Genomic DNA, 12,381 nt, shown 5'->3' with positions numbered 1-12,381 from the left:
GGCGGCTCAGCCGTTCAGTCTTCTTCCCACCACGACGCTTCTTCGTCTGTCGGTGCGCTGCGTGCCGCGTCCACGCGCTGTTGCAGCGCGGCCGCGCGGTCGCTGAAATCCCCCACCGGCACGGGCCGGGCCAGGCGCCAGCCGGGGTGGGCAATCTCTTCCATGGTCTGGATGTCGCTCAGCCGCTGCTGCGAAATCCAGGTCTGGCCCAGCGGCACCAGGAAGGCGCCCACCGTGACCACCAGCACTCCCCAGCGCGTGGTGGGCCAGTGCCGGGGGTCGGCCAGGCGCAGGTGCTGGCGCACCGCCAGGGCCACCACCACGATCAGCACATAGGGCGCGATCTGCAGCGGCCACAGCCAGCCGGTGGAAAAGGCCAGCGACTCCAGCCCCGCGTGGATGGCTTCCGCGCACAGGTAGCCGCAGCAGGCGATCAGCAAGTGGGAAAAGAAGCGGTCGACACCGCTGATGAGCCGGCCGAACAGCGCATAGGCGGCGCTCCAGATGCCAAACACGGCGGCGACGCCGCTCAGCACGTACAGGTAAGGGGGCGACTTGTCGTTCAGGTCGCTGAGCCAGACCTCCCAGGCGCTGTAGCCCAGCACCGCCGCCAAGGCGAGCAGGGCCCAGGGCCATACCGTGCGTGAAGACAGCGGTTTTTCGGGCGCCAGCGGCCAGTCGGTGGACCGCACCCGCAGCAGGCTTTGCCCGACGCGCAGCGGCTGCTCGCCGGTGATGGCGATCGACCCGGCGGGCTTGCCCGGGTGCCGCGCGATGCCGTTGACGCTGCCCAGGTCTTCCAGCACGGCGCTGCCGTCGGCCTGGAGGCGCAGACACGCGTGGTGCGCCGCGCAGTGCGCGTCGTCCAGGACCAGGTCGTTGTCCAGCGCGCGGCCGATGCGAAAGGCCTCGCCGTGCACCGCCACCCGGGCCAGCACCGAACCATCGCGGTGCACATGTTCGACAAACCAGGTCATTGCAGCCGCTCCAGGAACATGCGGCCCAGGCGCTGGGCGTTGTCAAACGAAAAACCGCGCAGGTCGATGTGGCTGCTCAGCCGTTCCCGGGCGTCGTCCACCTGGGTGGCCTGCACGCTGTAGTCATACACGCCTTCGAACTTGCGGTAGGCCCGCGCGCAGATGGCCACGCGGTACACATGGCTGGTGGTCTGCACGTAGTCGTCCTGGCATTCGGCCCGCGTGAGCTCGCCCGTGCCCTGGCCAAAGCCGCGCCAGCCGGGGCTGCCCAGCGCACCCAGGGCGAGGAACTGGGGGGTGGCCAGCCGGTCGTTGCGCAGCAGGGTGTGGCCGATGCTCAGGCTGCCGGTGTGGAGGTTGCCGCGCACGAACAGCTCGGACTGCAGGTCGCAGTTCAGGCGATCGCGCTGGTAGCGCAGGCGTTCGCCGTCCATGCCGCTGGCCCAGCACTTGGTGAGGTTGCCGTCCAGCGTGGGCACCGGGCGGCCACTGAGCACCTGGCTGGAGAAGCCCGCCTGCGCTCCGGCACCACTGGGCGCGGCACTGGCGGCGGGGTCGAGCAGCTTGCCCGCCACGAAGTGCTGGTGGGTCAGCAACTGCCGGGCGATCTCGCTGCGCCATTCCGGGCGTGCGCCGCCGTCGTTGCGCCAGGCGGTCTGCAGCAGGTCGAGCGCATAGCGCTTGGGCACGAGGAAGCTCAGCTGTTCACCGTCGCGGCGGGTGGCCACGTTGACGCCCACCACCTGGCCGTTTTCGTCGATGGCCGGGCCGCCGCTCATGCCCGAATTGAGCGCGCCCGAAAACAGCATCTGTTCGTAGATCCGGGACTCCACCGAGCCGTTGTAGATGCCCTCGGAGATCAGGAACCCGAGTTCCAGCGGGTTGCCGAGCGAAAACACCTTGCTGCCCTGCACCAGCGGAGCCTCGCGCAGCGTGAGCACCTGCCAGGCGGTGTTGCTGGCGCTGGCCTCGGGTTCGGTGCGCAGCACGGCCAGGTCGTGCACCACGTCCAGGGCCACCAGCCGGGCCCGGGCCACGCGCTGGTTGCTGCCGCGCAGCTCGATGCGGTACTTCTGCGGGTCGATCGCGAGCGCCGACACCACGTGGTAGTTCGTCACCACCCAGGCGCCCTGGGCGCCGTCGTCGCGCACCAGAAACCCGGAGCCCAGCGACGACTGCTCGCCCGCGCTGGCCAGCAGCACCCGCACCTGCACGATGCCGTCCTTGGAGCGGGAAAACAGCGCACGCGCCGACGACGAGGGTTCGGGGAGGGCGGCCTGTGCCACCGAGGGGGCTTCGGTGGTGGCGTTGGCCGGTGCCTTGTCCTGGGCCAGAGTGGCCGGTGTGCTCAGGAGGAGCCCGAGGGCAAGACAGGCGGGCGCAAACGGGGTGAAGAAAGACATGGAGGCGTGCTGTAACAAGCGGTGAGCCAGTCTAAAGCAGGGGCCGGTTGCCTCTGTCTGCGGCACGCCACACCGGGTGTGGCTCGGAAAAGCCTATTTGAACTTGTAGTGGTCGCGGTTGAGCACCGCGGCCACGGCGGTCACATCTTCCGGAAACATCTGCAGATTCATCGTGGTGTTGCACTGCTCGACCATGCCGCGCAGCAGCCCGGCGGTGCTGATCCGACCCTGGGGTTTGTAGATGCGGCTGCCGTCGCCGCCGACCTTGCTGGCGTGGCATTGCGCGCAGCGGTGTTCGGCGATGAGCTTCTCGCCCAGCGCGAGGTCGGCGCCCTTGAATATCTCAGCGCCTTGGGCGCGGGCCGGGGCGCTCCACAGCGCCAGGCCGGCGGCCAGCAGCAAACCGGTGGCGAGCGCGGCGCTGAGCCCAGGCCTGGACGGTGCGGCCTGTGCCCGGGTAGCTGCGGAACGGGATGAATGCATGGAAAATCCTCCTGAAGCGCCCCGGGCACACTGTGCCCGGTGGGCGAAGGTCAATGTACCGCGACCCGCGCCCGACACCCTACGGGGTAAACCACTGAACCGCCATCCATTTCCGCACCATGACCGTTCAAACCATCCTGAAAATGGGCGACCCGCGCCTGCTGCGCGTGGCGCATCCCGTGACCGCGTTCGACACCCCCGAATTGCACCAACTGGTGACCGACCTGCTCGACACCATGGCCGCCGCCAACGGCGCGGGCCTGGCCGCGCCACAGATCGGCGTGGACCTGCAGGTGGTGATCTTCGGCAGCGGCATGCCCAACCCGCGCTACCCCGACGCGGCGCCCGTGCCGCGCACGGTGCTGGTCAACCCGGTCATCACCCCGCTGGGCGACGAGGAAGAAGAGGACTGGGAGGGCTGTCTGTCGGTGCCCGGCCTGCGCGGGGTGGTGCCGCGCTGGCGGCGCATCCGCTACCAGGGCTGTGACATCATGGGCAAACCGATCGACCGCGAAGCCGCCGGTTTTCATGCGCGGGTGGTGCAGCATGAATGCGACCACCTGGTGGGCAAGCTCTACCCCATGCGCATGCGCGATTTCAGCCGGTTCGGGTTCAATGAGGTGCTGTTCCCCGGGTTGGTGCCCGAGGACGACTGAAGGCGCCCGGGGGAAATACCCGGGATGCCGGCAGGGACGTAACGCATGGTCACACCCGTGACGTGAAAACAGCAGAGAGTCAACCGCCCAAAAAAGCCATCCAATGGGGGAGTTCCGAGTTTCATGAAGAGAACGTTTGCCATGGCGGCACTGGCCACCGTGCTGGCCGCTTGCAGTACCACCACCCCGCCCACCGACACAGCGGTGGCCTTGCCCGAAGCCTGGTACGCGCCACCCCTGGCGCACCAGGGCAGCAGCCAGAACCTGACGCAGTGGTGGAACCAGTTTGATGACCCGGTGTTGACCGGGTTCATCCAGAGCGCCCAGACCCTGAGCCCCAGCATCGCCGCTGCACGGGCGCAGGTGTTTGCCGCGCGCGCCGACCTGGCGGGCGCGCAGAGCGCCGCCGGCCCCCAGGTCGCCGCAGTGGCCAACGCCTCGCGCGGCGAAACCCCGGGCCAGCAGCCCCTGGGCACCAGCCTGAGCGCGGGCGCCCAGATGTCGTGGGCGCTGGACGTGTGGGGCGGCCAGGCGGCCGGTGCCCGGCGCGCCCAGGCCCAGCAGGACGCGGCCCAAGCGGGTTGGCACGAGGCGCGCGTGCTGGTGGCGTCCGAGGTGGCCCAGCTCTATTTCGCCCACCGCCTGTGCCTGGCGCAGCTCGCCGTGGCCAGCGGCGACCGCGACTCGCGCGCCGCCACGGCCAACGCCAATGCGCAGAGCGAGCGTGCCGGACTCACCGCGCCCGCCGTGGCCGCCCTGGCGCGCGCCAGCAGCGCCGATGGCGCCATTCGCGCCGAGCAGCAGACCGAGCAGTGCGAGCGGCAGCTCAAGTCGCTGGTGGCGCTCACCGGCCTGGACGAGCCCACGCTGCGGGCCCTGCTGGCCGCTGCGCCGGGCTTGCCAGCCAGCCCCCGGCTCGAAGCCATGCTGGCGGTGAACGCCGTACCGGCGGAGGTGATCCGCCAGCGTCCCGACGTCTATCGCGCGCAGCGCGACCTGGTGGCCGCCAGCGAAGGCGTGGGCGTGGCCCGCGCGGCGCTGCTGCCCAGCCTGAGCCTGTCGGGCAACGTGCTGCGCAACCGGGTGTCCAGTGGGGGCACCACCAGCTCCTTCAACAGCTGGTCGGTCGGTCCGCTCACCTTGAGCTTGCCGGTGATCGGGCGTGCCGGCCTGCGCGCTGGCGCGGACGCCGCCGTGGCCCGGTACGACGCCGCTGGCGCGGCCTATGCCGGCACGCTGCGGCGCGCGGTGTCCGAGGTGGAGCAGGCGCTGGTGAGCCTCGCCAGCCTGCAGCAGCGGGTGGACGCCACCCGGATCGCCGTGGAGGGCTACACCCGCTCGTTCAACGCCACCGAGGCGCGCTACCGCGTGGGCCTGGCCAACCTGAACGAGCTCGAGGAGGCGCGCCGCCTCAAGCTCAACGCCGACAGCAGCGCCGTGACGCTGCAGCAAGAACGCATCAACGCCTGGATCAGCCTCTACGTCGCCCTGGGCGGCGGCTTTGATCCGCTGGACACCCTCAACGCATCCAAAGAGCCGTCATGAACCCCGCGCCGCTGCACACCCCATCTCCCCGCAAACGCTGGCTCTGGCTGGCGGTCGCCCTGGCGGCGCTGTTGCTGCTGGTCCTGGCCGTGTTCCTGCGCCAGCCTGCGCAATCGGCCGAGGCCACCCTGCCGGCCGACGAGGTCGGCCCCAAGCCGTCCATGACGATCACGGTGGCCCGGCCTTCCAGTGACAACCTGGCCATGACCCTGCAGGCCAACGGCAACATCAGCGCCTGGCAGGAGGCCAGCGTGGGCGCCGAGGTCAACGGGCTGCGCCTGTCGTTGGTGAATGTCAACGTCGGCGACGTGGTGCGCAAGGGCCAGGTGCTGGCGGTGTTTGCCAACGAGACCACCCACGCCGAGAGCCTGCAGAGCCGGGCCAGCCTGATGCAGGCCGAGGCCAGCTATGAAAACGCCAAGGCCGATGCCGAGCGGGCCCGTTCGATCCAGGACACCGGCGCCTTGTCGGCCTCGCAGATCGCGCAGTACCAGACCCAGGAAAAAGTGGCCCACGCCCAGTGGGAAGCGGCCAAGGCTGCCCTGGGCGCGACCCAGGTGCGCCTGGACAACACGAGGGTGCTGGCGCCGGACGACGGCATCATTTCCGCGCGCGCAGCCACCGTGGGCGCGGTGGTGGGCGCCGGGCAGGAACTGTTTCGCCTGGTGCGCCAGGGGCGCATGGAGTGGCGCGGCGAGGTCACGCCCAGCGAAGTGGGGCGCATCAAGCTGGGGCAGAAGGTCCAGGTGACCGCGGCCACCGGGGTGCAGATCGCCGGCACGGTGCGCGCCATCGCGCCCACGGCCGACCCGCAGACCCGCAACATCCTGGTGTTCGTGGACCTGCCCCGGCACGGCGACCTCAAGGCCGGCACCTTCGCCAAGGGCAGCTTCGCGCTGGGCGAGAGCACCGCGCTCACCGTGCCCACGCAGTCCATCGTGGTGCGCGACGGCACCACCTTCGTGTTCGTGATCGACGCGCAGAACAAGGCGAGTCAGCGCAAGGTGACGACCGGGCGGCGCGTCGGTGAGCGCGTGGAGGTGCTCACCGGACTCAAGGCCGACGAAACGGTAGCGGTGCAGGGCGCGGGCTTCCTGAACGAAGCCGACCTTGTCAAGGTGACGCAATGAACGTCTCGGCCTGGTCCATCCGCAACCCCATCCCCGCGGCGATGCTGTTCGTCATGCTCACGCTCGCCGGGCTGTTTTCGTTCCAGTCGATGAAGGTGCAGAACTTCCCCGACCTGGACGTGCCCAATATCACCATCGTGGCCAGCCTGCCCGGTGCCGCGCCGACGCAGCTCGAAAACGACGTGGCGCGCAAGATCGAGAACAGCCTGGCCGCGCTGCAGGGGCTCAAGCACATCTACACCAAGGTGCAGGACGGCACGGTCTCCATCACGGCCGAATTCCGCATCGAAAAGAGCACGCAGGAAGCGCTGGACGACGTGCGCTCGGCCGTGGCCAAGATCCGGGGCGATCTGCCCACCGACCTGCGCGAACCCATCATCAACAAGCTCGAACTCGCCGGCGGCGCGGTGCTGGCCTACACCGTCAGCTCTGACAAGATGGACGACGAGGCCATCTCCTGGTTCGTGGAAAACGACATCGCCAAGCTGCTGCTGTCGGTGCGCGGCGTGGGCGCGATCAATCGGGTGGGCGGGGTCAACCGCGAGGTGCAGATCCTGCTCGACCCGCTCAAGCTGCAGGCGCTGGGCGCCACGGCGGCCGACATTTCGCGCCAGCTCGCCAAGGTGCAGATCGAAAGCGCCGGCGGCCGCGCCGACGTGGGCGGCAGCCAGCAGCCGCTGCGCACGCTCTCCATGCTGACCTCGGCCGAAGAGCTGTCGCGTCTGGAGCTCTCGCTCCCGGACGGGCGCAGCATCCGCCTGGACCAGATCGCCGAGGTGAAGGACACCGTCGCCGAACCCACGGCCGCCGCTTTCCTCGACGGCAAGCCGGTGGTGGGCTTCGAGGTGGCGCGCAGCCGTGGCGCCAGTGAGGTCGAGGTGGGCCATGGCGTGCGCGCCAAGCTCAAGGAATTGCAGGCCAGCCGCCCCGACCTGAAGATCACCGAGTCGTTCGATTTCGTGACACCGGTAGAAGATGAATACGACGCATCAATGACCCTGCTGTATGAGGGCGCCATCCTCGCGGTGCTGGTGGTCTGGCTGTTCCTGCGCGACTTCCGCGCCACCGTGGTGTCGGCCGTGGCGCTGCCGCTGTCGGCCATTCCGGCCTTCATCGGCATGCACTATATGGGCTTCACCATCAACGTGGTGACGCTGCTGGCCATGTCGCTTGTGGTGGGGCTTCTGGTGGATGACGCCATCGTCGAGGTGGAGAACATCGTGCGCCACATGCGCATGGGCAAGACGCCTTACCAGGCGGCCATGGAGGCGGCCGACGAGATCGGTCTGGCGGTGATCGCCACCACCTTCACCCTGATCGCGGTGTTCCTGCCCACGGCGTTCATGTCGGGCATCCCGGGCAAATTCTTCAAGCAGTTCGGCTGGACCGCGTCGTTCGCGGTGTTCGCTTCACTGGTGGTGGCGCGCGCGCTCACGCCCATGATGGCGGCCTACCTGCTCAAGCCCGTGGTGCTGGCCAAGGACCGGCCCGCCTGGGCGCGCCGCAACCGCGTGCTGGGCGCCATCTGGGGCTGGATGACCAACCAGAGCGAGCCGGGCTGGCTGCACACTTACGGCGGCTGGGCGGCCTGGTGCATCCGCCACCGCTGGATCACCATGGTGGCCGCCGGCGCGTTCTTCGTGGGTTCGCTGATGCTGGTCCCACTGTTGCCACAGGGCTTCATCCCGGCGGACGACAACTCGCAGACGCAGGTCTACCTGGAGCTGCCACCCGGCGCCACGCTCAAGCAGACCGTGGCCACGGCCGAGCGCGCCCGCCAGCTGGTGGGCGCGGTGCCCCATGTGAAGTCGATCTACACCACCATCGGTTCGGGCTCGGCGGGCACCGATCCGTTCGCGCCGCAAGGGGCGGCCGAGTCGCGCAAGGCGGCGCTCACGATCCAGCTCGACGAGCGCGGTACGCGCCCGCGCAAGCAGCTCATCGAAAACCAGATCCGCGCGGCCATGTCCAACCTGCCGGGCGTGCGCAGCAAGGTGGGCCTGGGCGGTTCGGGTGAGAAATACATCCTCACCCTGACCGGCAACGACGCCGGCGCGCTGGGCACCGCGGCCAGGGCGATCGAGCGCGATCTGCGCACCATCCCGGGCGTGGGCAGCATCCAGTCCACCGCGGCGCTGGTGCGCACCGAGATCAGCGTCGCGCCCGATCTGGCCCGCGCCGCCGAGATGGGCGTGACCAGCAGCGCCATCGCCGAAACCCTGCGCATCGCCACCGTGGGCGACTACGACAGCGACTTGCCCAAGATGAACCTGCCGCAGCGCCAGGTGCCCATCGTGGTCAAGCTGGACGCCGCCGCGCGCGAGAACCTGGAGGTGCTGGGGCGCCTGGCAGTGCCGGGCAGCCGGGGGCCGGTGATGCTGGGGCAGGTGGCCACGCTGTCGTTTGGTGGTGGCCCGGCGGTGATCGACCGCTACGACCGCTCGCGCAACATCAACTTCGAGGTCGAGCTCGCCGGCATTGCGCTGGGCGACATGAAGACCGCGGTGGAGAAGCTGCCCAGCATCCACAACCTGCCCGCAGGCGTGTCGGTGCTGGAGATCGGCGACGCCGAGGTGCAGGGCGAGCTGTTCGCCAGCTTCGGTCTGGCGATGTTGACCGGTGTGCTGTGCATCTACATCGTGCTGGTGCTGCTGTTCAAGGCCTTCCTGCACCCGGTCACCATCCTGGCCGCGTTGCCGCTGTCGCTGGGCGGCGCTTTCGTGGCGTTGCTGCTGACGAACAAGGCGTTCTCCATGCCCTCGCTGATCGGTCTGATCATGCTGATGGGGGTGGCCACGAAGAACTCGATTCTGCTGGTGGAGTACGCGATCGAGGCGCGGCGCGAACACGGCATGGACCGGGTGCACGCCATTCTGGACGCCTGCCACAAGCGCGCCCGCCCCATCGTCATGACCACCATCGCCATGGGCGCGGGGATGTTGCCGATTGCGGTGGGCTGGGGTGCGGCCGACAGCAGTTTCCGTTCACCGATGGCGGTGGCCGTGATCGGTGGCCTGATCACCTCAACTTTCCTGAGTCTGCTGGTGATTCCGGCGGTATTCACCATCGTGGACGACGTGGCCAATTTCTTTTCGCGGCTGTTCGGACGTCGGCCGGAACCCATGGAGGTGCCGCCAGCGGTGGCACCCTCCAGCACCTGAAGGGTTCGCAGGCATTGCGCTCAGAGGGGTGGGCGGGCACTTGAGACTGGGCGGGCGACTCCGCTCATGTCCCCCGACGCGGGCTGCGCCCGTGTCTCCTCCTTGACTTCGCTGCGTCACCCACCCAGCATCAAGTGCCAGGCCGAACGACCTATCGCATGCCGGCCCGCTCGCAAGATCAGGAGGGCGGCCCGCTCAGCGCAGCGAAGTAAAGGAGGAGGAACGGCGCAGCCGTTCCGGGGGACATGAGCGGAGCTGAGCGGGCCGTCCTCCTGATCCCGCCAATCCGCCATGTATTGGAGGGCTTCACCCCTCCAACGTCTCCAGCAGCTCCGTCTCGATCTCGATCTGGCGCTTGTTCACCTGCAGTTGCGGGCCGCTGATGAGGAAAGTGTCTTCCACACGCTCGCCCAGCGTGGTGATCTTGGCCAGTTGCACGCTGATGCCGTTCTTCGCCAGCACGCGTGAAATGCAGTACAGCAGGCCGGTGCGGTCGCTGGCCGACACGCTGAGCAGCCAGCGCTGGGCCTTTTCGTCGGGCCGCAGGTCCACGCGTGGCGTCACCGGGAAGCTCTTGACCCGGCGCGACAGCCGGCCCTTGTTTGGCGCGGGCAGCGGGCCGCGCTGGTCGATCGTCTGGGCCAGGTTGTTTTCCACCATCGCGATGAGTTCGCGGTAGTGCTCCGACAGCGTGGGCGCCACCACCTGGAAGGTGTCGAGCGCATGGCCGTTGTGCGTGGTGTGGATGCGCGCGTCCAGGATGCTGAAGCCCGAGGCGTCGAAATAGCCGCAGATGCGGGCAAACAGGTCGCTCTGGTCGGGCGCGTACACCAGCACCTGCAGGCCGTCCCCTTCGGGTGACAGGCGGGCGCGCACGATGCAGTTTTCCGTGGCGGCGGCGGTCTCGCTTCCCGGGGCTTCGGCCGGGCGCAGTGCCGCGGCGCGCGCGTGTTGCGTGGCCAGCTGCGACGGGGTCTGGGCCGCGTTGAGCGCGAGCTGGCGCGTCAGCACCCGGGTGTGCCAGGCGATCTCGTCGGCCTGGTGGCGCATGAAATAGCTCACGTCCAGCGTGTCCCACAGCGCCTTGTGCGCCAGGTGGGGCAGGGCGTGCAGCGCCAGCATGGACAGGGCTTCGCGCTTGCGCGCCTCGATCACGGCGCCTGGGTCGGGCGCGCGGCCACCGAGCGCGCGCAGGGTGTAGCGGTACAGGTCTTCCAGCAGCTTGCCCTTCCAGGCGTTCCACACCTTGGGGCTGGTGCCGCGGATGTCGGCCACGGTCAGCAGGTAGAGCGCGGTCAGGTAGCGCTCGTTGCCCACCCGCTGGGCGAACGCGTTGATGACGTCGGGGTCGCTCAGGTCTTCCTTCTGCGCCATGCGGCTCATGGTCAGGTGCTCGGCCACCAGGAACTCGATCAGTTTGGCGTCTTCGCGGTCCAGCCGGTGCTGGCGGCAGAAGGTGCGCACGTCGCGCGAGCCCAGTTCGGAGTGGTCGCCGCCTCGGCCCTTGGCGATGTCGTGGAACAGGGCCGCGATGTAGAAGATCCAGGGCTTGTCCCAGCCGGCGGCCAGCTGCGAGCAGAACGGGTACTCGTGCGAGTGTTCCGCGATGAAGAAGCGGCGCACGTTGCGTAGCACCATCAGGATGTGCTGGTCCACGGTGTAGACGTGGAACAGGTCGTGCTGCATCTGGCCCACGATGTTGCGGAACACCCAGAGGTAGCGGCCCAGCACCGAGGTCTGGTTCATCAGCCGCATCGCGTGGGTGATGCCTTCGGGCTCCTGCAGGATGCGCAGGAACTGCGCGCGGTTGACCGGATCGGCGCGAAACTGCGCGTTCATGACCGGGCGGGCGTTGTAAAGCGCGCGCAGCGTGCGCGCCGACAGGCCCTTGATGCCCACCGTGGTCTGGTAGATGTGGAAGGTCTCTAGGATCGCGTGCGGCTGCTGCACATACAGGTTGTCGCTCGCGACCTCCAGCATGCCGGCCTTGTCGAAGAAGCGCTCGTTGATCGGACGCAGGCGGTCCACGCCGATGTCGTCGCTGTTGAGGCGCTCCTCGATGTTGAGCAGCAGGATCTGGTTGAGCTGGGTCACCGCCTTGGCGGCCCAGTAGTAGCGCTTCATCAGTTCTTCGCTGGCGCGCCGCGCGCCGCGCACGGCGGGCGCCGGAGCCTTGTAGCCGAACGACTCGGCCACCACGTTCTGCAGGTCGAACACCAGGCGGTCCTCGCGCCGGTTCGACAACAGGTGCAGGCGCGCGCGGATCAGGCTCAGTAGGGCCTCGTTCGACTTGATCTGGCGCGCTTCGAGCGGCGTGGCCAGGCCCCGGCGCGCGAGCTCGTCCCAGCTGCGGCCCAGGCCGGCGGCCTTGGCCACCCAGAGGATGATCTGCAGGTCGCGCAGGCCACCGGGCGACTCCTTGCAGTTGGGCTCGAGCGAATAGGGCGTGTTCTCGAACTTGTGGTGGCGCTGGCGCATCTCCAGCGTCTTGGCCACGAAAAAGGCCTTGGGGTCCATGGCCTCGTTGAGCTGGTTGACCAGCGCCGCGAACTGGGCCTTGCCGCCGCGGATCAGCCGGCATTCCAGCAGCGAGGTCTGCACCGTCACGTCCTTGACCGCCTCGGCCACGCAATCGGCTGTGGTACGCACGCTGGAGCCGATCTCCAGCCCCACGTCCCAGCAGGCGCCGATGAAGGTTTCCAGCCGGGCCTTGAGGGCGCTGTCCTCGTCGGGTTGGCTGCCTTCGGGCAGCAGCACCAACACGTCCACGTCGGACGATGGAAACAGCTCGCCCCGGCCGTAGCCGCCCACGGCGATGAGCGAAAAACCAGGGCCGAAGCCGGCGCGCGCCCAGAGTTCCCGCAGGGTCTGGTCGGTCAGTCGCGAGAGCTTTTGCAGCGCGCTGTGCACGCCGCGGGTGGACGAACCCTGCACGGCCAGTTGGGCCAGCAGGGCGGCTTTGTCGCGGCGGTATTGCAGCCGCAGTTCACTGAGATCGCCCATGGCGGCAGCGTGTTGGCCCTTCA

General features: G+C 68.7%; 8 protein-coding genes. 4 read left to right on the top strand and 4 right to left on the bottom strand.

What is annotated here, in order from left to right:
* Nucleotides 1–14 precede the first annotated feature (14 nt).
* The 3 genes from HTA01S_RS08345 to HTA01S_RS08335 form a co-directional block, all read right to left on the bottom strand.
* Nucleotides 15–977: an FHA domain-containing protein gene (locus HTA01S_RS08345; protein WP_068169190.1), complete on the bottom strand. Its 963-nt coding sequence runs from the start codon at nucleotides 975–977 to the stop codon at nucleotides 15–17.
* The gene (locus tag HTA01S_RS08340; RefSeq protein WP_068169187.1) at nucleotides 974–2,380 is read right to left on the bottom strand and encodes a S1 family peptidase; all 1,407 of its coding nucleotides are present in this window, start codon (nucleotides 2,378–2,380) and stop codon (nucleotides 974–976) included. Before HTA01S_RS08340 ends, HTA01S_RS08345 begins: the two co-directional genes overlap by 4 nt.
* A gap of 93 nt (nucleotides 2,381–2,473) precedes the next feature.
* Nucleotides 2,474–2,863 carry a hypothetical protein gene (locus tag HTA01S_RS08335; protein WP_245638032.1) on the bottom strand — a complete coding sequence of 130 codons (390 nt, stop codon included), beginning with the start codon at nucleotides 2,861–2,863 and terminating at the stop codon, nucleotides 2,474–2,476.
* 119 nt (nucleotides 2,864–2,982) lie between these two features.
* On the opposite strand from HTA01S_RS08335, the gene def reads away from it, so the two are divergent.
* The 4 genes from def to HTA01S_RS08315 all read left to right on the top strand — a co-directional run bounded on the left by def (nucleotide 2,983) and on the right by HTA01S_RS08315 (nucleotide 9,355).
* Nucleotides 2,983–3,519, top strand: coding sequence for a peptide deformylase (gene def, locus HTA01S_RS08330; RefSeq protein WP_068169181.1), 537 nt, complete (start codon nucleotides 2,983–2,985; stop codon nucleotides 3,517–3,519).
* 123 nt (nucleotides 3,520–3,642) lie between these two features.
* Entirely contained in the window at nucleotides 3,643–5,064 is a 1,422-nt protein-coding gene (locus HTA01S_RS08325) for an efflux transporter outer membrane subunit (protein ID WP_084235948.1), read from the top strand.
* Nucleotides 5,061–6,194, top strand: coding sequence for an efflux RND transporter periplasmic adaptor subunit (locus tag HTA01S_RS08320; protein WP_068169159.1), 1,134 nt, complete (start codon nucleotides 5,061–5,063; stop codon nucleotides 6,192–6,194). The genes HTA01S_RS08325 and HTA01S_RS08320 overlap by 4 nt, the downstream gene beginning before the upstream one ends.
* Nucleotides 6,191–9,355 (top strand): efflux RND transporter permease subunit, encoded by a 3,165-nt coding sequence (locus HTA01S_RS08315; RefSeq protein WP_068169156.1) that lies wholly within the window; start codon nucleotides 6,191–6,193, stop codon nucleotides 9,353–9,355. Before HTA01S_RS08320 ends, HTA01S_RS08315 begins: the two co-directional genes overlap by 4 nt.
* A gap of 306 nt (nucleotides 9,356–9,661) precedes the next feature.
* Here the strand turns inward: HTA01S_RS08315 and HTA01S_RS08310 are convergent, their stop codons facing one another.
* Complete coding sequence (locus HTA01S_RS08310; RefSeq protein ID WP_068169646.1) at nucleotides 9,662–12,358, bottom strand: [protein-PII] uridylyltransferase; 2,697 nt, start codon at nucleotides 12,356–12,358, stop codon at nucleotides 9,662–9,664.
* Between the last annotated feature and the right edge of the window lie 23 nt (nucleotides 12,359–12,381).

Origin of the sequence: Hydrogenophaga taeniospiralis CCUG 15921 (assembly GCF_001592305.1) — a bacterium.
Taxonomy (GTDB): Bacteria; Pseudomonadota; Gammaproteobacteria; order Burkholderiales; family Burkholderiaceae_C; genus Hydrogenophaga; species Hydrogenophaga taeniospiralis.
This window is presented reverse-complemented; position numbering and strand designations above follow the sequence as displayed.